Origin of the sequence: Desemzia sp. C1 (genome assembly GCF_020882875.1) — a bacterium.
Lineage (GTDB): Bacteria > Bacillota > Bacilli > Lactobacillales > Carnobacteriaceae > Desemzia > Desemzia incerta.
The window spans coordinates 1-20,699 of sequence record NZ_JAJIZP010000002.1 but is presented as its reverse complement, the minus strand read 5'-3'; the positions used below and the strand labels follow the sequence as shown (position 1 = coordinate 20,699).

Here is a 20,699-nt window from a genome sequence, read left to right as displayed (position 1 = left end):
CGGCTGAAACTCAACCGTTCTTTTTGCTCTATTATCTCATTGTTACAAATTCTTCTGCTCCGGTAGGATGAATGGCAACTGTATTGTCAAAATCAGCTTTTGTAGCACCCATTTTAATCGCTACTGCAAAACCTTGAAGCATTTCATCCATTCCATTTCCTAAACCATGCAATCCAATAACTTTTTCCTCTTTACCGTAGCAGACTAATTTCATATATGTCCGTTGACGATTTTTCGTGATTGCACTGTGCATCGAAGTGAATTTTGTTTGATAGATTTTGATATTTTCAGAACCGTATTTTTCGATGGCTTCTTCTTCTGTAAAACCAATCGTTCCGATAGGCGGATGGCTGAAAATCACAGACGGGATGTTCGTATAGTCTAACTTTTCATTCGTTTTTCCGTTAAACAAGCGCTCTGACAAACGTCGTCCAGCTGCAATAGCTACTGGAGTCAGCTCAATGCGTCCAGTTACATCTCCAATAGAGTGAATCCCGTCTACGTTAGTATTTTGGTATTCATCTACTTTGATATAGCCTTCTGGGTTCAATTCAACATCTGTAGCTTCTAAATTCAAGTTTGCAGTATTTGGTTTACGGCCAACAGCCCAGATAATCGTATCTGTAGTGTGAGAAGAACCGTCTTCAAAGTAAATTGTTAGACTATCATCTTCATTTTTTTCTACTTTTTTCGGAATAGAGTGAGTGTGCAGAGTCGCTCCTTCTCTTTCCATCGTTTCTACAAGTCCTTCACTGATGATTGAATCAAATGTTCTAAGCGGTGCATTTCTGCGCACAAATAAATGAGTATCTGCACCTAGTCCGTGAGTCACACCAGCCAATTCAACAGCAATGTATCCTGCTCCGATAATAGCCACTCGTTTTGGCAATTCTGTTAAAGCGAAGAAACCGTCTGAATCTATACCGTATTCTTGTCCTGGAATGTTCGGTCTTTCAGGATAGCCCCCTGTTGCAATCAAAATGTGATCAGCTGTATATTGTTCGCCGTTTACTTCAATCGTATGGTTGTCTACGAACTTAGCGAATCCTTTGATCAAATCGACCCCATTGCTGTCCAATCCTTTTTTGTAAACTGTATGCAGACGGTCGATGTATTTTTCTCGATTCAAGACCAATTTTGAATAGTTTACTTGCATGTCTGAATAACTGATTCCGTAATCTTCAGCATACAATTTCATTTCGTCCATTAATTGAGCACCATGCCACATTACTTTTTTAGGTACACAACCGACGTTGACACATGTTCCGCCCAATTCATTAGCCTCTACGATAGCTACTTTAGCTCCGTGCATACCCGCACGATTGATTGAAGCAATTCCTCCACTACCGCCGCCGATAGCAATGTAATCATAATGTTTTGACATTCTAATTTCCTTCTTTCTCTATTTTCTATAGGTTAACGAGTTTCCCGCTATTCTTCAAGGACAAAATCTAACGATTGAGGGAATCCTTGTAGATGTTCTTGTTCATATTGATCATAATAATGACCAAGCTTGTATTTGTAAGCCTCTTTTTTATTCCATGGCTTTTGTTTGCCGCAATAGTGGATAAACACCACTTCTTCTTCTACCCATTCCAAATTGTAATCTTTTGGAAAAACCACATTGGCTTTTGAGTAATACCGCGGGTCTAAATTATAGATTCTCCAATCCGCTTCTAAAATTGAGTCCCAATATAGATGATTGAAAACATCTTGATCTGGCAGCAGTAATCGATTCTTATTCAGTTCGATTCCAGAAAAGATGTCTTCTTTTGTTTTGCTCAAGCGAATGGCAGGCAAGTTCATCAATAATATCCCCGTATTGAAATACCCTTTTGATTCCAATGTATTTAACCGAATATTATTGATTGGCTGTATCCATTTCGTCAAATAATCATGAGTGGTCGTCACAAACAAATTCCCTTTGAAATCTTGATGGTAGAAATCAGAAACAGGGTTTAAGTTGATGATATCTGGATCCAAATAAAGAATCCGATCTACTTCATCTGGCAAAACAAACGGCGCCAATAATCGATAATACATTTCAATCGAGTAATAACGATTCACTGTAGTCTCTTCTTCAAATAAATCACTGCCATCAATTGGATAAAATTCTTGGCCATTTCTCTTCATGAATAAATCTAATTCTTCCAATCTATTCTCTGCCATATTATTGTGCATAAAATAAATGGTAAACTGTTCCCCCATGTTGGATTTGAATAATGACCACAACATGGTTTTAAGGGGCGGGATATAATTCTCATTACACGTCACTAATACATTCATTTTTGATCTCCTACTTTATATAATTAAAGTTTCATCACTGTAAAATTTACTTCCTGGTTATAAAACCATACTTTTGTTCATTCAATGATATCTTTCCTCATAATTAAGCATATCATATTTGGAATGAAAGAGAGGTGTTTTTGTTTTCATTTATATAAAATATAAGGAATTCAACTTCCATGAAATGAAACCTTTTCTCATTTACGGTATAATATATGAAGTACATATTGTCATTATTTATACAGGAGGTTCAAATGGAAAAAGATATTAAATTTTATTGGACATTATTTCTTTCTACTTTTACATTAAGTGCTTTTACATTTGGCGGAGGTTACGTCATTGTGCCCCTCATGCAAAAACGGTTCGTTAAAGAACTACAATGGATCGATGAAGAGGAAATGCTGGATCTAGTCGCAATAGGTCAATCTGCTCCCGGCCCTATCGCCGTAAACACCTCTATTATTGTGGGGTACAGAATGGCTGGGATCTTAGGTTCTTTGATAGCAGTCATAGGTACTATCTTTCCTCCTCTGATCATCATTACGATTATTTCTTATTTCTATCAAGCTTTTAGAGATAATCCAGTGGTCAGTGCTCTCCTTTTAGGAATGCAGGCAGGAGTTGCAGCCGTTATTGTGAGCGTTGTAATCGATATGGCTGCAAAAATCATTAAAGCCAAACAAGTTTTGCCCATCGTCATGATGATTTTAGCTTTTATCGCCGCTATCTTATTAAACATCAACATTGTCATTATTTTATTGATTTGTGGTGCTGTAGGTGCTTATACATCACTACGAGGATCTCATAACCAAAAGGGGGACTCATAAAGCATGGTTTACTTACAATTATTTTGGAGTTTCTTCCAAGTCGGTTTATTCAGTTTTGGCGGCGGATATGCTGCTTTGCCTTTGATCGAAGAACAAGTTATCCACCAAAACAATTGGTTGTCGAGTACAGAGTTCGTTGACATCATTACGATTTCTCAAATGACTCCTGGTCCGATAGCCATTAATACTTCTACTTTTGTCGGTACAAAAGTGGCCGGACTTCCAGGTTCAATTGTTGCTACTCTTGGATGTATCGCCCCATCTTGCATCATAGTGATCATACTAGCTACAGTATATTACAAATATAAAGGAATCCCTCTTATGGATGGTATCCTTCAAGGGTTGCGTCCAGCTGTAGTGGCACTGATTGCTTCTGCTGGATTGACGATTTTCTTGACGGCTATGTTTGGTGCAGAAAGCTTCCCTATTGCTTTCAGCGACTTAAACTGGATCTCAGTAATCCTGTTTAGTATCGGTTTGGCCATTTTGCGCAAAACCAAGCTTGGTCCGATTCACGTTATGATCCTTTCAGGTTTCGCCGGAATCTTGATCTATTACGTTATTCTTTAAAGCAGATCAGCACATTATCAGCCATGAATCAATAAATATGATGCGTCATGACCGAAAAAAATGATTGTTCAGCCATGAGACGGTACTAAATCGTCCTCATGGCCTTTTTAAATTATTTTTCAGCCATGAGCAGTTGTTTCTAGGAGCTGATGGCCGATTTCCGCCTTCACACCAAACTGGAAAACACCTAAAAAAGTTGCCCCCTATGAAGATCAACTCTTCATGCGGGAGCAACTTTTTTTAGTTGATTATTTTAGTTCTAATCCTGAATCATTGCTTTCAACTGGTTTTCTCCATAGTCCCAAGATAACAGCCCCTACAACCATCCCGATTAAGATTGCTAGAAGGAACAATCCAACATGATTAGAAAGACCAGCTACGAATACTCCACCGTGTGGTGCTGGTACAGTGACATTCCATAATTGAGTCAATCCACCTGCAATAGCAGACCCGACTACTGAAGAACCAATGACGCGCAATGGATCAGCTGCGGCAAATGGAATCGCACCTTCAGTGATGAATGAAATTCCCATAACGTAATTAGACAAAGCAGATTTTCTTTCGTCTGTATTGAATTTGTTTTTGAACAATGTGCTTGCTAATGCGATAGCTAATGGCGGAACCATTCCTCCGGCCATAACAGCAGCCATCAAGCTTCCGTCACCTGTATCCGTAAAGATACCGATAGAAAATGCGTATGCAGCTTTATTGAATGGACCACCCATATCGATGGACATCATTCCACCTAATAGAGCTCCCAGAATAACTGCATTTCCAGTTCCAAGGTTTTCTAAGAATGTAATCATTGCTTCATTGATCGTACCAAAAATTGGTCCAACAACGAAATACATTATTAATCCAATCAGCAATAAACCAAGTACTGGGAACAACAAGATTGATTTGATACCTTCTAGCGATTTAGGCAAGTTGCGCAAACCTTTTTGCAAGCCGATCATTAAGTAACCTGCTAAGAAACCAGCTGCTAAACCACCCAAGAATCCAGCGTTGCTGGCAACAGCCATCGCTCCACCAACCATACCAGGCATCAATGCAGGGCGGTCAGCAATACTAAGTGCAATGTAACCTGCTAGAATAGGAATCAAGAAATTAAACGCTTGGCTTCCGATTGAGTTCAAGAATAAGAAGATTTCACTCTCTTTACCTAACCAGCTTTCAAATAAGAATGAAAGACCCATTAAGATTCCGCCGCCGACTACAAATGGCAGCATGTGAGAAATTCCGTTCATCAAATCTTTATAAACTTTGTTCCATACAGAACCTTTTTCTTCGTTGTCATTACTTGCTTCAGCTTTACGATCGCCAGCTGAAAAAATTGGTGCTTGTTGGTTGATCGCTTTTGTGATCAATTCTTCTGTTTTGCGGATTCCATCACTTACTGGACGTTGCAATACTGGTTTGCCGTCAAAACGAGCCATTTCAACTTGTTTGTCCGCAGCTACGATAACACCAACAGAACGTTCGATGTCTTGAGCTGTCAGACGGTTTTTGATTCCGCCGCTTCCGTTTGTTTCTACTTTGATGTCTACGCCCATTTCAGCTGCTTTCTTTTTCAAAGCATCTTCAGCCATAAAGGTATGCGCAATCCCTGTAGGACAAGCTGTTACAGCTACGACATAAGGTCTTTCTTCTGCAGCAGGTGCTGTAGTTTCTTCTACAGTATTTGATTCTTCTTCCACTTCTTCTGCTGCTGTAAACAATTCTTGAACTTCATCAGCAGTAGAAGCATTTTTTAATGATGCTACAAAATCCGGACGGATCAATAAGCGAGATAGGTTCGCCAATGCGTCCAAATGAACATCGTTAGCCCCTTCTGGAGCTGCAATCATAAAGAACAAGAAAGCTGGTTGACCATCTAAAGAATTGTAATCAATACCTGAGTTGCTTCTAGCAAATAAAACTGTTGCTTCCTTAACCGCTTTGTTTTTCGCATGCGGCATTGCGATCCCATCTCCAAGACCTGTTGAAGAAAGGCTCTCACGATTCAAGATACCTTCTTTAAACGTTTCTACGTCACTAATACGGTTGTTTTCTTTTAAGCTGGCGATCATTTCGTCGATAGCAGCTTCTTTAGTTTGAGCTTTTAGATCCATGATCATAACATCTTTGATTAAAATGTCTTTCATTTTCATCTTTTTTTATCCTCCTGTAAGTTTTGGTTAATCAATCTTTTTGATTTCTACTTGTTCTACTAATGCCTCGATAGCTTCTTTAGTAGCTAAGTCGTCTGAAAATGCTGTGGCGCTTCCTGTTGCCACACTTTTTTTGAAAGCTTCTAATGGATCTTTAGTGCTGACTAATGCGCCGATAAATCCAGCGATCATAGAGTCTCCAGCACCAACTGAATTCTTCACTTGTCCTTTAGGTACCGTAGCTCGGTAAGCCGCTGATTCAGTAAAGAACAATGCTCCGTCACCTGCCATAGAGATAACCGCATATTTTGCACCTAATTCAATCAACTTCTTGCCGTATGGAATGATGTCTTCCACAGAGTCAAAAGTTGTTTCAAACAAATCTGCCAACTCGTGATGGTTTGGTTTAACCAACAACGGACGAGAACCGATTGCATTCATCAATTCTTTCCCAGTAGTATCAATCACGAAATCTGCTCCAGCCGCTGAGATTTTTTTAACCATTTGCTGGTAAAAATCTTCTGGCAATGTTGGCGGTTTATTTCCTGATAAAACAACGATATCGTCTGCAGTTAAAGCATCCATTTGCTGCAATAATTGTTCAGACTCTTTTTCGGAGACTGCTGGTCCTGCTGCATTGATTTCTGTTTCGATATCTGCTTTTACTTTTACATTGATTCGTGTATCTTGTTCGATCTCAACAAAATCTGTCCCAACAGCTTCTTTTTTCAGCCAATCCGTAATGAATCGGCCTGTGAAGCCTCCAATGAAACCTAGCGCTGTGGATTCTTGCCCAATGTTGTTTAATACACGCGAAACATTGATACCTTTTCCGCCTGGCAGCTTGATGTCGCCTGTCATGCGGTTCAGTTCCCCCAATTGAACGGTGGGAAGTTGCACAATGTAATCAATCGATGGATTAAGTGTTACTGTGTAAATCATGTTTTACCTCCATTATCTTAGTTGCTTCAAAATAAGCACCAAATTCTTTTTTGTTCAGAGAGTTTGTCAAAATCGTTGCCCCGTCGATATCCTCTACTTTGACAAAGGTTACTGTATTGAATTTGCTGTTATCGGTTAAAATAAATACTTTTGCACTATTTTTGATGGCTTGCTGCTTGATAGCCGCTTCTTCTGGATCAGGAGTCGTGAAACCATATTCAAGATCTACACCATTTATCCCTAGAAACGCTTTATTAAAATTGTATTGGCTCAACTGAGCACAACCTACTGCTCCTATAACAGCTTTAGTGGTGTTTTTTAATACTCCGCCGATTAAAACCACTTCATTTTCTTGATCTGCTAATAGGTGAGCATGCTGCACTGCATTTGTCACGATACGAATTTTTTTCTGTTTCAAAAACGGAATCATATACAATGTAGTTGTTCCGGCATCTAAGAAGATTGTATCTCCATCTTGTACAAGAGAAGATGCATATTCAGCTATTTCCTTTTTTTCTTGAATGTTTTTGGATGTTTTTTCGGTAATGGGAATTTCTCGTTCTATTTCATAGAGACGTTTAGCCCCCCCGTGAACTCGAACCAGCATCCCTTTTTCTTCAAGAGCATCTAAATCTCGACGTAACGTAGATTCAGAACAATTCATTTCTTTGATTAATTCTTGAGATTTCACCAACCCATGTTGCGTCAGTTGATCCAAAATATATTGGTAACGTTCTTCAGTTAACATAAGCCACCTCCTGCACTCTTCATTTTACCACCAAATCCATTCAAAAACAATCAAATTTATGAGTGTTTCTTAGCGTTTAAGCCTTATTCTTACTCGGTTTCTTTCTTTGACAATTTTTACCCTCAAAGGTATATTTAAAATGAAAAACAAGACGAAATAATCAATCAATGATAGTTTTGCGCATATCCTTACTTACGAGAGGGTTTTTTTATGTATGAATTGAGTAATCTGGAAATTTTAGTTCGAATTGGTATGGCTATTATTTGCGGCAGTGCTATTGGGTTTGAACGTGAAGCAAAAGGGCACAATGCCGGCTTAAGAACTCATATGCTCGTTTCTGTAGGATCTGCTATCATTGCTATGGTACAAGTAGAAGCCAGTTACGACATCATTAGGATGGTCATTGCTAATCCTGATTTAGAGGGAGTCTTGACTACTGATTTTATTCGACTGACTGCTCAAATCGTCAGCGGGATTGGTTTTTTGGGCGCTGGGACCATTATAGTGACTAAGCGAAATGTTTCTGGTCTGACTACAGCAGCTTCGATTTGGGCGATCGCCGGTATTGGTATCGCAGTAGGGATGGGGTATTATTTTCTAGCTATCATCAGTACGTTAGCTGTTCTCATCGTATTGAGAATTATTAAAAGATTATTCGGAGCTCCAAATGTCCGATTAGTGAATATCAAATATATTGGTAAACATACTCATATCGAGCTGAACCGCTACTTTGAAGTTCATAATATAAAAGTTTTTAGTGAAGAACACAGTTTAGAGTACAGCAAAGACTCTGAAATTCATTACTCAAATTATTACAGTATCGGTTTACCTGAGGAAATGGAGATGACTCAATTAATTGATGAAGTGATCGCTATCAATGACGTACATCACATCAGCACGCTCAAGGAAAAATAACCTACACTAATTTTGCAGAAAAAGAAACCGATTCTTGAACGAGTTCAAGAATCGGTTTCTTTTATTATTTCTTATTCTTTTTTCTTCTAACACTTTCAACTGCAAATAATACTACACCGATTAAACTAACAACGAAGCCAATTTTTAAGAACGGCGTTTCGTAAGAAAATGCTACTTGAGAAGTTCCTGCTTTTAAAGGAATCCCGATAAATCCATAATTGACTTTTATGGTCTCTACTTCTTCCCCGTTCACCTCAGCTGACCACCCTACAGAATAAGGAATGCTTGTCACTAAAACAGCGTCCTCTTCTTGAGTGATCGTCCCTTCTATAGATTCGTTCTCAAATGTCGTCACATCTAATTGATGCGCTGATTTCTCAGCTACTTTTTCATTGTAGCTCTCTTGATCTACCGGCAAAGCATAAATCGTGATGTCTTCTAAATCATAGGCTCCAGGCTTTTCAAATTGGACCGTGATGGTATTAGATTCAGATTCTGCTTGATAACCTAAGTTAAACAACATCTTTTTACGATGAATGTATGAACTGAAACTCTGCTTGTCTGATTGATGAATTGTTTTAGTTCGTCCATTAAAGGCTACTTTAGTATTAAAGCTGGTATTCACTCGATGATACGTTTTACTTGGATTAGGTTCAAAATCCATTCCTTTTAAGTGTACGTATACTTCTGACTGTTGAATATCCTTTACATCCTCTAATTCAATCAGTAATTTCCCATCACTGTCTTGAACGAGCACTTGCCCATTTTCAATAGTGAGTTTATTTTTGTCCTCACTACGAACCGTGTGCGCAATTTCTTTTGTCGAAAGTGATGAATCGAACGAATCTAACTGATTGATGTCAGCTTCATCAGCTGCTGCAGTAAAACCTATAGATAAAAACTCCTCTTTTTCTACAGGATTCAGTTTTTCAAACTCCTCGTTATCCATCACAACAGAATTTGCATATGCAAAAGGATAAGATTGATCTGTCTCTGCGATCAAATGAGCGTTCTCTCCCTCAGAACGGGAAATCACTTCGTAGCCGTACGGCAAATATTTTTCATTCGAAACCTCTGTCACGATATACCGCACGCCTAACATATGATTTGCTATTCTTCGGTCATCCATTCCATTTCGTACCGGTTGGATCAATTGAAACGAGCCCAATTCCAGTTGACGAGCAAACTGCGCCACCGACCCGTTGGTGATAGAAAGATAGGAGTTCATCCCCATCCGTTCTAAATAAACCATATGATTGCGGATGTGATTGTCTTTAGCTGTAAGCCCAATACGGAAAATGTCGTCTTTTGAAACAGGAGGAATCTCTTTTTCAATTTCATCAAATACTTGCTCATACTGGTCATTTGCTGTTCCATAAGGCAGTAAGGCAGCTACTTTGTTTTGTCCCATAGGATAATAATATTCTTGAGCATTGAAAATCACATTACCGATCACTGACAAGAAAATAACAGCTGAAACAACTTTTTCCCAACCATTTGTCAGTTTGCCTTTTTCTTTCCTGCGAGCTGTTATTTCTAATAAAGCCCATACCAGAAAAGCTGCTGCAACTGGAACTGTTCTAGCCCACGAAAATTCTCCAATGATTTGAAAAAAAAGTGCTACTCCACCAAAAAACAACCATCCTGCAAGCATCGCTAAGCGGTCTTTCTTATTCCAATCAAATCGGTATTGATACAAGCGCGCTACTGCTACACCCAGCAGTAGTGGGATAATAAATGTCCACCGGTTATATGGACCAGATAATCCATTCATAACAGAGCCGAATGCCGGAAATAGAAGCATGACCAAGAATAACACCATCATATAAGGAATAGCTCCAAAAACTTTCCGTCTAACAAAGAACAATGGAATCACTAACATCACGATTCCGGCAAATCCCAAAACTGTCCACAAGTAACTTTCTGAAATAAAGATATTTGCTAAAAGGTTAACGTAATACTGTAATGGGTACACTGTCATTCCGCTGGCAAACGTTCCTGGTTCTCTGGAAGATTGTAGAAATCCCCAGATTACAGGAAACAATACCACTGCTGACATACACACTCCAATTAAATAGTGAGACAAGGCTTTCCAGAAATACTTCCAGATTTTTTTCAGCGGTATTCCCAACTCAAAATAACGAAAGATCGCATAAATAAAAATCAAAACGGTCAATTTATAGAAAAAGTAAAAGTTGCTTGTTGCACTGACGCACACTACCGCAGCGAACAACAATGCGGACTCTTTTCGCAATATCTTTTCTACTCCCAAACAAAGTAACGGAAAGAAAATCATCGGCATTAAAAAGAATGGGTGCCTTGTAGCATTCAGTGTCACGTAATGAGAGAACGTGTAAACAAAAGTCCCTACCAATAATCCTGCTCCGCTGACATTCATTTTACGTGCGTAAAACATAAATGCCAAACCAATACAGTAGATTCTTAAAACAATCAAAAAGTGAAAGGCAAACTCCATCATCGACTGCGGAAACAATAACCCTAAATAAACGAACGGATCTCCTACTACATAATATCCGTAAGAACTGATCACATCAGCGCCCAGACCTATTGTCCAATCCCAATTTTGGAACCCGCCAGATGGGTGCTGGATAAATTCTTGCCACATGCCTACATAATCTTTAAACAACAAATAATGTTGAGTGAATCCGTCACTTTCCCATATAAAGGAAGTTCCGCTAACCATGAAGTATCCATAGATGGATGCCATTGTAATCAAAAATAAAAGAGAATACCACAAAATTTCTTTTGAGGTATTCTTTTTCGTGCTTCGTTGAATTTGTTCCATAACGCTAACCACCAATCTCTTTTCTCTTCATTATTTTTCAGTAAATACTATCTTTTGAATACAAAGAATTTACTGAAAAAGTAATTCAGCACAACCACAATAAATTGGGTAGCTATCTTAGCTATATTTGTATCGAGAGTAAGGAAATCTACCAATATCCACATGCTCAACATATCAAATACACCTGAAAGAGCTCTAAAACTGCAGAACAAAATAAATTCTTTCATCCAACTCTGGAAACTCTCTGATTTTGATTTGAACACATATTTCTTATTCGTAAAAAAGGCAAAAAGAATCGATACGATGATCGATACTAAATTCGCGATCAAATATTGTACACCTAGCACCGTGTCTAATAAATAAAACGACACGATATTGACGACTGTCGTTAACACACCAAACACTAAATAAATAATGGCTTCTTCGTATTTAACATACATTTTTTTTATGAATTCCATTTGTCATGACCAACGCTTTCTGTTTTTTCTTGTTCGTTCAAAGTATGAGAAACTTCTCTCTTCTCCCGTTGTTTCTTTTCTTCTGAGGTCTCTTGAACAAAATATAAAGGACGGTCTTTCGTTTCAACAAACACTCGCCCTAAATACTCTCCGATTACCCCAAGAGAAATCAATTGGATTCCACCAAGGAACAGAATACCTGCAATTAAAGAAGGATATCCCGCCACTGAATTGCCCATAAAAATCGTGCGCATGATTTCGACAAACAAATAAATAAATCCTAATAACGAAATAATAACCCCTACTATAGACCACACTTTCAACGGCAGCGTACTGTAAGACGTCACCCCATTGATTGCCAGAGTCAGTAACGCACTGAACTTCCACTTCGTTTCACCACCAGCTCTTGGGTCTGCATCATAACTGATTTCTTTTTTCTTAAAACCAATCCAATTGTACATTCCTTTGGTATAACGAGCATGTTCTCTCAACTGAGATAAGGCTTCGATACATTTTTTGTCTAACAAGCGGAAGTCCCCTGCATCTGGAATGATCTCTTCTTTAGACACTTTCTGCAACAGTTTGTAATACGTTTTAGAGGTCAGCTTTTTCAACTTGCTTTCCCCTTCACGTTTTCTGCGAATCGCATAAACATCGTCGTATCCCTGTTCCCACCAGTAAATCATCTCTTCAATGACTTCTGGAGGATGCTGCAGATCAGCGTCCATAATAATCAAGCCGTCTCCGCTGGCATAATCAAACCCAGCCGACATGGCTATTTCTTTTCCGAAATTGCGTGAAAGATCTACGTATTCTACACGAGCATCTCTTTCTTTCAGTTGTTTAACAATTTCTAACGTTCGATCTTTACTACCGTCGTTCACAAAAAGAAACTCAAATTTGTAGTTGGTCAATTGATTGCAAACAGAGACCAACACACTATACATCTGTTCAAGTACCTCTTCTTCATTGTATGCTGGAACTAAAATTGTAATAGTTTTCATTGATAACTACCTTTCAGTCTTTGTCTTTCACATTTTATTTCATCCCTCAAATTATACCTTAGTCAGGTTGGAACGTCTATTAATGTGCTACTAACTTGTTATTTAAAACGAAAAAAGAACCTTGCTATTTTCATCAAAACAGTCAGGTTCTTACTATGGAATGGTATTTGAATGCTATCTATTTTTGAATAATTGTTTTAAACTGAATCTATGACTCTGGAGGTGTTAACCATTTTTAGAAAAATGAGGATCTTATTTAGATTGTTTTTTATATCACTTACTTGTCCAATATTCAGCTCGATTTTCTAACTGGTTACACGTTGCACTTGTTTAATCTAGTTGTTTATTTGTTGGTTGTCTTAGATATCTTTGAATCTTATAAAGAACTGAAAAGCTGAAAAAAGAACCAATAAAAAAAGCTGAATCAGTAGTGCGTTGTCCTTAAAAATTCCATTGATGGAAAACTTCTTTTATTGATGGAATGTATTGCCCCGCTTCAGGAGTATAACTTTTCTGTCTATTTTTTTCATTTACTTCAATGGCACGGAACATTGTGTTTAAATCATTATTGAACCCGATTTCCATATATCTAGGATCTTTTAATGTAAATTCACTTCCTACTATTTGCGCATCCGAAACATCATCCGTATAGAGGATTCTGCTTGAAGTATGGAAGATCTTTCCTTCGTATTCAAAATAGTGCAAAAATTGACTTTCTCCAAGATAATGGATTGGTATAGAATGGTCTTTTTCTTCATACAGACTAAGTTCTTGTAAACTTTCTAAATCATTCAAGCGCGCGTAAACTTTTTTTTCGCGCTCCGAATAAAAAACAGGAACAATCGCATCAGCTTGTCGGTCTCGTATTAGCGGACTGGTCAAGCTGTATTCCTTTAAATATAAAGCATACTGTTGATGTTGTTCAAACGTCCAAACCCCTACCAATACTAGCACGATAGTCAAAACACCAATAAAACGTACAGCCTTTTTTCTCTCCGCATAAAAAACAATAAACAACCCGATAAAGATAATAACTATACTGCCTAAAGCTATCCACATCACTGTACGATTATAGAATTGCTCTGCTTGAATCCATGTCGAAAATGCCATTCCATCTCCTCCTCTGCTACGCACGCTCTAATATACTTCCATCATACTCTATCTTGAATAGGATTAGAAAAACCTTGTCATATAAGACAATTCTTAAAGGTTGTAACAGAAGCCAATAACATTTCCTGTCAGTTTACAACAATCTTGTCCATATCAGGTCGGCAGGTGAATAAATAGTGAAACTATCTTCTGGAATCGCTAGTTCTTGGATAATAAACTGTTTGAATTCTTCTGGCGAAATACTAGCCCATATGCGGTAACTGTTTTTTCCATAATTTTCCCAGTCCCCTATTATTTCTAAATTTGGATAGTCTTCAATCCTTGGCTTTGGAATGGCTACAAAGGTAACAATATAATCGATTTCTTCTCCTTCTGTTTTTGATAAATGAGTCACACGAAACTTTTCCAGAGGCATGTCTAATACTTCACAAATAAGCCTAATAAGTTCTTCTTTTGACAAATTTACGTTCCCCTTGAACGATGTAGTGCCGCTTTTCTCCCATTTCGCTAATTCTCTAAATACTTCATAAAACCGGATATCCACATAAACTTCAGGATCAAAAGTAAGGACTGTATTAAAAGATGGTTTTGCAGGTGAATACTTCTTTGATTGCTTAAAGGAATACACAAGTATCGCCATTACAGCAATAATAATCAATAATCTCAGCATCAATGATTCTACTTTGGAATTTATTTATTTTCCTTTTGTTCTGTAAAAGATAAATAAAGTGCAAAAACGCCCAATCCAAACATCATTATGGCATACACATAAAAAGACCCATTAAATTTAGCCGAAGAAGTTTCTTGTAAACCAAAAAGATAAACGTGCAGCCACAACGAGCTGCAAATGGCAATGACCCCGCTTAAGAACTTCATTTTTCGTCCTCCTTATTTTCTTGACGATTCGTCAATTTCTTAAGATTAGCCCAGCTGATACTCTCCGCAATGGATGCAATCATGTCTATCAAAAAGTACATCATTTTATTTCCTCCTCTTATCTGACAAACACTTTTGTTCCGCAACTTTTATTTACTCTCATTATATAGAAGGCGCTTTCAAATAGAAAGACAATCTTTATTTGATGTTCAAAAAATCTGAATACAAAAAGAAACACTTCCCTTAAGCAGGAAGTGTTTCTTTTACTCGGTTTACATTTCACCAGTTTTTTCTTGGTACGTTTGCAGTTGATACATATCGTAATAAGTTTCTTTATTCTCAATCAACTGATCATGTGTCCCGTGTTCGATGATTTGTCCATTTTTCATTACTAAAATCAAATCTGCATCTTTGATGGTCGATAATCTATGAGCAATAATTAACGAGGTGCGACCTTTACGCATGTTCGCTAATCCTTTTTGAATTTTCTCTTCTGTTTCGGTATCGATGTTAGCTGTTGCTTCATCAAGAATCAAGATACGAGGTGAGCGTAAAATCGTTCGGGCAAAACTGATCAATTGTTTTTCTCCCGCAGATAAACTCGCTCCACGTTCAATCACTTTTGAATGATATCCTTGATCCATGTCTTTAATGAAGTCATCAGCATAAACAAACTCGGCTGCATTCTTTACTTCTTCTTCCGTATAGTCTCTACTGTACATGCGAATGTTGTCCAAAATTGTTCCGTAAAATAAGAAACTGTCTTGCAAGACCAACCCCATTTTACTGCGCAATTCTTCTACTGGAATATCTTTTAAAGAATGCCCATCAATCGTAATGTCCCCATCAAAGTAATCGTAGAAACGCATCAATACGTTGATAATGGAACTTTTACCTGATCCAGTCTGACCGACTAATGCAACCGTTCCGCCTGGCTTCACTTCAAAATTGATGTCGCGCAAGACTTGTTTTTTTCCATCATAAGAAAAACTCAAGTTGCTGACACGAATGTGTCCATCTGTGATTTTAGCCTCACTATTAGCATTAGTTGTTGGAGCTAATTCATTATTGTTCAATAATTCTTTCACTCGATGTCCGGAAACAATTCCGTCTTGTAATGAGCTCAAGCTGTTCATCATATGGCTGATAGGTTGGAAAAATGAGCGCGAGTAAGAGGTAAAAGCATAAACCAACCCGATATCTACAGCACTCTGGTTCCAATCTTGGTAACCAAAAATAATTAAGACTGCCACTAAAGCAAGAGACTCAATGACGTTGATAGCCGGAGCCAATAGCAGAGCGTTCATACTGTACATGGATCGACGTGAAACAACATAAGCTTGATTGACTTCATCAAATTCATCAATCAATCTTTTTTCTTGATTGTATTTTTGAATGATGCTCATCCCACTGATCGATTCACTCAACTTTGCATTCAACTGACTCAATACTCTTCTCATTTGCCCATATACTAATGTACTTTTCTTGCGGTAAACTCCTGCAATCCAAATAATAAATGGAATAAACAAGACAAATACCAAAGCCATCCGCCAGTTCAAAGCAAACATTGCGATCCCGATTGAGACAACGTTGAATAATCCAGTAGCAATCGTTAAAAAGACTGTCCAGAATTCTTTAATGGTCTCGGTATCATTAGTTACTCGCGAAACCACTGTACCAGCAGGCGTTTGATCAAAGTAGCGCATCCCAAGAGTCACTACCTTTTTGTATAATTGGTTCCGAATGTTTCCAACCGTTCTTTCAGATGCTGTATTGAATAGAAAATCTTTGGCATAATCTGAAACTGCCTTCAACAATGTCAGAATGCCATAGAAAATAACGATTCGTACAGTGACCTCCATAGTAGCCGTTCCGTCTGCCAAATACGTATCAATATAGCGTTGAATAATTATCGGTAAATATGCGGCTATAGCCGATCCCGCAGCTAAAAAGATAAATGAGACAGTGTAAAACCACTTAAACGGTTTAGCGAAATGGAATAACGTTTTTAAAATACTAAAAGATTCTTTGAGAGAGAAAGAAGTTTGTTTTTGTGCTTCCATATTATACTCCCTCCTTATCTAGCTTCATTTCCAGTTGTTGTTTGTGGTACATATCGTTGTACCATCCCTGTGTTCCAATCAATTCTTGATGCGTTCCTCGTTCACTGATACTGCCATTTTCCATCACGATGATTTCATCTGCATGCATAATAGAACTGATTCGGTGAGCAGAAATAATAGTGGTTTTATGACTTCTTTCTTGTTTCAATGAATTCAAGATCGCTTCTTCTGTGTGAGCATCTACTGCTGATAGAGAATCATCTAAAATCAAACACTCCGGTTCTACAGCTAAGGCACGGGCAATAGCGATCCGTTGTTTTTGGCCTCCAGATAAAGAAACGCCTCGTTCTCCGACTTCTGTATCGTATCCATTCGGAAATTGAAGAATATCCTCATGAATATTAGCGATCTTAGCATACTTCTCTACCTCTTCTTGTGAAAGACGCGGATTCCCAAAGCGAATATTTTCTCGAATCGTTGTAGAGAACAAGAAATTTTCTTGGGGAACTATAGCGATTCCTTTTTTAAGAGACTCCAAGCTATAGTCTTTGATATCAATATTGTTGTAAGCTACTCTGCCTTCAAATTGATCATAATCGCGCATCAACAACTTGTAGATCGTACTTTTCCCAGCACCTGTTCTTCCGACAATCCCCAACAAGTTCCCTTGATTTACGGTGAAAGAAACATCAGTTAATGCCGGATGAGTATCTTCTGGGTAAGTAAACGATTGAATATCAAATGTGATGTCGCCATCTAAAGCGCCTTGATAAGCATCTTCTTTTTCAACAATAGCTGGTGTATAGCTCAATAAAGCATTTACCCTATCATACGCCGCACTTCCGCGCTCCAGCGTGTTGATCAAACCACCCACTGCCAATAGCGGCCAGCGCATCATTCCAATGTAACTCATGAAAGCAACTAGATCTCCAATCGAGATTCGTCCGATTTGTACAAAGTTTCCGCCAACCAATAAAGCAATGACGTACGTCAAACCCATCACGATTTCAATACTGGGATTCAAAGCAGCTTTTAATTTGTAAACACTTTGGTTTTCAGTTACTACATGATGCGTTTCATTTTTGAAAGCAGAAAAATCTTCCTCTTCTTCTCCAAGAGTTTTCAAGACCTTCATTCCTGTAACACTCTCTTGAACGTGATCGTTCATCGAAGAAAATGCCTGTAGAGCACCGCGATAACGAGAATGAATCATTTTCCCTAGTCGAGTAGAAACAACGATCAAAATCGGAAACGGCAAGACCGCGGCCAGTGTTAATTGCCAATCAATAAAAAAGAACATTGAAAACAATGTTACTCCACCTAAAGACAAGGCATCCGTCAATGTCAATACTCCATCAGCAGCTACGAAACGAATCGCCGCCAAGTCGTTAGTCGCATGCGCCATCAAATCTCCGGTACGGTATTTGTGGAAAAATTCTGCATCCATCCGTGTGAAAAATGAAAATAATCGATTACGAAGAATCGACTCGATCAATGTTGAATTACCGAATAAAGCCATTCTCCATCCATAACGTAGTGCGTACATAATCAATGCAAACAAGACGATCAGTCCGACCCATGACAGTAAAATCGGCCAAGTCAAGGTTCCTTCTACAAAGTGGTCAATAACCGTCCCAATAATTTTAGGATTCATAACTTGCAATATGGCACAGATAATCAATGCCACAACACCAAATGTGTAGCTCTTCCAGCGCAGCTTGAAGAACCATCCATATTTTTTAAACGTAGAAACCATTTTTTTAATCCTTTCCTTTCTATTTCCTTGTGTATTTTTATCTTTGCCCACAAAAAAGAACAACTAGAAATCTTTCCTATTTGTTCTCAATAGCAGCAGCTTTTCTATTTGGCTAAAATAAATATTAAGCTCGTTAAAAACGTCCAGCTCCAGAATAGCATAAGCATAACGCTTACCACAAGTAAGCTTGATTAATTTGTTTTAAAGTGCACATAAAAAGAAGCTGGCTTCTTATAACAAAGCCGCTTCTTTTCTGAACTGTTTTTTGTAAAAAATACTTACAGCATGACTTGGTCTCGACCATTAGCTTTAGCCTTATAAAGTGCCCGATCAGCGCCAACAATAATATCACTGACTTCACTTGGGTACGAAACCATATTTACACCTAAACTAATCGTCACAGAAACTCCGTGCCAAGACTGGAGTTTCACTCTCTCTCGAAATTGATCGGCAATTTCATAAGCTTCTTTCTCATTTTTGTCAGGTAAGAGAATGATAAATTCTTCCCCGCCAAAGCGTGCCAGTGTACAGGAAGAATCAAAGTAGTTCCGCATCTCTTCAGCCAATCCCATTAATACTTCATCGCCCATATGGTGTCCGTATTGATCGTTGACTTGTTTGAAAAAATCAACATCAAGTATACAGAAAGAAAACAAACGATTACTTTGTTGAAATTTTTCATAGGTTTGTTCCGCTTTTTTCATAAAAATCCTGCGGTTATACAGTTTGGTCAAAAAATCTCTCTCTGCATAAAATTTTAATTTGCGGTTCACTATTACGAGTTCCTCATGCAGTCGTGTTTTTTCTTCCACTGTTTCTTTCAGGACCTTATTAATTGCTCTGATTTCTTTCACATATTCCATTCGTTGAGACATCGGCACAACAAAACAATGAATGATGTGCTCAGGCTCAATAACTTGTGCATTGAATATCACATATATTGGCTCTCGATTTTTATGCTGAAGAGTGAGATAAATTTCCTGAATTTTTTTTTCCATTCTTAATTTGGGATAAAGAATGGAGTTGAAAACAAACTTAGCTCCGTTATCCATCACTTTCTCAATGTGTTGCTGGGTCAGTTCGTCAGTAGAGTATCCCAGCATTTCTGCAAAGGCATGATTTACACCTATGATGTCTCCTTCATAACTCAAAGCGACAAGAGGTGCGATTGCTTCTTCCCAATGTTTACTTATCATTTTAAAAACCCCTATTTTAAATTACGCTTAATAGCTTCTATCGTTTCTACTGGATTGCTTACATGCGGGTAATGTCCTTTAGAAGACAACATGACTAATGAACTGTTTTTCAATTTCTCCGACATATATGTTGCTGCTTCCAGCGGAACAAAACTATCGTCTGAACATTGAAGAATCACTGTATTCGTTTCAACCGCTTTAAGAGCATCACGATAATCTACCAATAAGGTCATTTGCAAGAATTGACAAGCTATTTTAGGGTCACTGGATAAAAAGCTGGCTTCTACATACTTTCTTTCCTTTTCCCCTTCAGACTCAGGTAAAGCTACTGATGACAGATAGCTTGCCCATCCTGCATAATTCAATTCCATCATTTCGAGAATTTGGTCGACGCTCTCGCGATCAAATCCGCCGTAGTATCCTGGCAAATCGTTCAAGTAACGCGGGGATGTGCCTATCATCACCAACTGATCTACTAAATCTGGTCGTTTCACCGCTAATAATAACCCTATCATTCCTCCGACAGAGTGACCAAAGACAATTACTTTTTCTAACTCAAGAGCATCACACAACTCAATAATATCGTCTACATGTCCCATCAAGGTTTGGTAACGGTTTTCGTCATATGCTTGTCGATCAGATTGTCCTGAACCGACTAAATCCAATAAAACCAGTTTATATGTACTTTCAAACGCGGGCGTGATCCATTGCCATGCTTGTTGGCTGGAAGCAAACCCATGGATAAATAAAATCGTTTTTTCACCTGATCCGATAATGTGTAAACTATGTCGTTCTTTAAAGTCAATATTCATTAGAATCGACCTCTTTCCTGTTCTTCAATCTCGAGTCAATCATACTATATTCGAATGACGATTTGTATACTTATAAAATATAATCTATTATTTTATCGGTGATAAAGAACATTTTAGACATAAATAATGATTAATATACAAATTTAGTTAGAGTATTTTTGAAAGGTGTATTATTTGAGT

18 protein-coding genes are annotated in these 20,699 nt (G+C 38.1%); 3 read left to right on the top strand and 15 right to left on the bottom strand.

The window, feature by feature from the left end; genetic code table 11:
• Window positions 1–31: 31 nt before the first annotated feature.
• Complete coding sequence (gene gorA, locus LMF32_RS00395) at window positions 32–1,384, bottom strand: glutathione-disulfide reductase (RefSeq protein ID WP_188204323.1); 1,353 nt, start codon at window positions 1,382–1,384, stop codon at window positions 32–34.
• A 47-nt stretch (window positions 1,385–1,431) separates the two neighbouring features.
• Window positions 1,432–2,286, bottom strand: a complete 855-nt coding sequence (locus LMF32_RS00390) for a glycosyltransferase family 8 protein (protein ID WP_230523454.1) — start codon at window positions 2,284–2,286, stop codon at window positions 1,432–1,434.
• Between the two features lie 254 nt (window positions 2,287–2,540).
• On the opposite strand from LMF32_RS00390, the gene LMF32_RS00385 reads away from it, so the two are divergent.
• Both LMF32_RS00385 and LMF32_RS00380 read left to right on the top strand, forming a co-directional pair.
• Window positions 2,541–3,113 carry a chromate transporter gene (locus LMF32_RS00385; protein WP_230523453.1) on the top strand — a complete coding sequence of 191 codons (573 nt, stop codon included), beginning with the start codon at window positions 2,541–2,543 and terminating at the stop codon, window positions 3,111–3,113.
• 3 nt (window positions 3,114–3,116) lie between these two features.
• A complete protein-coding gene (locus LMF32_RS00380) occupies window positions 3,117–3,683 on the top strand; it encodes a chromate transporter (RefSeq protein ID WP_092479326.1) in 567 nt (188 codons plus the stop codon).
• Window positions 3,684–3,931: 248 nt separating this feature from the next.
• Here LMF32_RS00380 and LMF32_RS00375 read toward each other — a convergent pair whose 3' ends face one another.
• From LMF32_RS00375 to LMF32_RS00365, 3 genes are read right to left on the bottom strand one after another with little or no spacing between them, the layout of a single operon-like run.
• Complete coding sequence (locus LMF32_RS00375) at window positions 3,932–5,833, bottom strand: fructose-specific PTS transporter subunit EIIC (RefSeq protein WP_230523452.1); 1,902 nt, start codon at window positions 5,831–5,833, stop codon at window positions 3,932–3,934.
• Between the two features lie 27 nt (window positions 5,834–5,860).
• Complete coding sequence (gene pfkB / locus LMF32_RS00370) at window positions 5,861–6,775, bottom strand: 1-phosphofructokinase (RefSeq protein WP_092479324.1); 915 nt, start codon at window positions 6,773–6,775, stop codon at window positions 5,861–5,863.
• Window positions 6,753–7,523 (bottom strand): DeoR/GlpR family DNA-binding transcription regulator, encoded by a 771-nt coding sequence (locus tag LMF32_RS00365; RefSeq protein ID WP_230523451.1) that lies wholly within the window; start codon window positions 7,521–7,523, stop codon window positions 6,753–6,755. Before LMF32_RS00365 ends, pfkB begins: the two co-directional genes overlap by 23 nt.
• Window positions 7,524–7,733: 210 nt before the next feature.
• On the opposite strand from LMF32_RS00365, the gene LMF32_RS00360 reads away from it, so the two are divergent.
• Complete coding sequence (locus tag LMF32_RS00360; protein WP_230523450.1) at window positions 7,734–8,438, top strand: MgtC/SapB family protein; 705 nt, start codon at window positions 7,734–7,736, stop codon at window positions 8,436–8,438.
• 64 nt (window positions 8,439–8,502) lie between these two features.
• Here LMF32_RS00360 and LMF32_RS00355 read toward each other — a convergent pair whose 3' ends face one another.
• From LMF32_RS00355 to LMF32_RS00310, 10 genes are all read right to left on the bottom strand, one after another.
• Entirely contained in the window at window positions 8,503–11,244 is a 2,742-nt protein-coding gene (locus LMF32_RS00355; protein WP_230523449.1) for a YfhO family protein, read from the bottom strand.
• 47 nt (window positions 11,245–11,291) lie between these two features.
• Window positions 11,292–11,693, bottom strand: coding sequence for a GtrA family protein (locus tag LMF32_RS00350; protein ID WP_177192475.1), 402 nt, complete (start codon window positions 11,691–11,693; stop codon window positions 11,292–11,294).
• Window positions 11,690–12,706: a glycosyltransferase family 2 protein gene (locus tag LMF32_RS00345; protein ID WP_092479319.1), complete on the bottom strand. Its 1,017-nt coding sequence runs from the start codon at window positions 12,704–12,706 to the stop codon at window positions 11,690–11,692. The genes LMF32_RS00350 and LMF32_RS00345 overlap by 4 nt, the downstream gene beginning before the upstream one ends.
• Window positions 12,707–13,147: 441 nt before the next feature.
• Entirely contained in the window at window positions 13,148–13,816 is a 669-nt protein-coding gene (locus LMF32_RS00340; RefSeq protein ID WP_230523448.1) for a hypothetical protein, read from the bottom strand.
• A gap of 133 nt (window positions 13,817–13,949) precedes the next feature.
• Complete coding sequence (locus LMF32_RS00335; protein WP_230523447.1) at window positions 13,950–14,486, bottom strand: hypothetical protein; 537 nt, start codon at window positions 14,484–14,486, stop codon at window positions 13,950–13,952.
• Between the two features lie 20 nt (window positions 14,487–14,506).
• A complete protein-coding gene (locus LMF32_RS00330) occupies window positions 14,507–14,692 on the bottom strand; it encodes a hypothetical protein (RefSeq protein WP_230523446.1) in 186 nt (61 codons plus the stop codon).
• Between the two features lie 272 nt (window positions 14,693–14,964).
• Window positions 14,965–16,755 carry an ABC transporter ATP-binding protein gene (locus LMF32_RS00325; RefSeq protein WP_230523445.1) on the bottom strand — a complete coding sequence of 597 codons (1,791 nt, stop codon included), beginning with the start codon at window positions 16,753–16,755 and terminating at the stop codon, window positions 14,965–14,967.
• A gap of 1 nt (window position 16,756) precedes the next feature.
• Window positions 16,757–18,511 carry an ABC transporter transmembrane domain-containing protein gene (locus LMF32_RS00320; protein WP_230523444.1) on the bottom strand — a complete coding sequence of 585 codons (1,755 nt, stop codon included), beginning with the start codon at window positions 18,509–18,511 and terminating at the stop codon, window positions 16,757–16,759.
• 278 nt (window positions 18,512–18,789) lie between these two features.
• Window positions 18,790–19,707: a sensor domain-containing diguanylate cyclase gene (locus tag LMF32_RS00315; RefSeq protein ID WP_188204334.1), complete on the bottom strand. Its 918-nt coding sequence runs from the start codon at window positions 19,705–19,707 to the stop codon at window positions 18,790–18,792.
• 11 nt (window positions 19,708–19,718) lie between these two features.
• Window positions 19,719–20,519: an alpha/beta hydrolase gene (locus LMF32_RS00310; protein WP_230523443.1), complete on the bottom strand. Its 801-nt coding sequence runs from the start codon at window positions 20,517–20,519 to the stop codon at window positions 19,719–19,721.
• Between the last annotated feature and the right edge of the window lie 180 nt (window positions 20,520–20,699).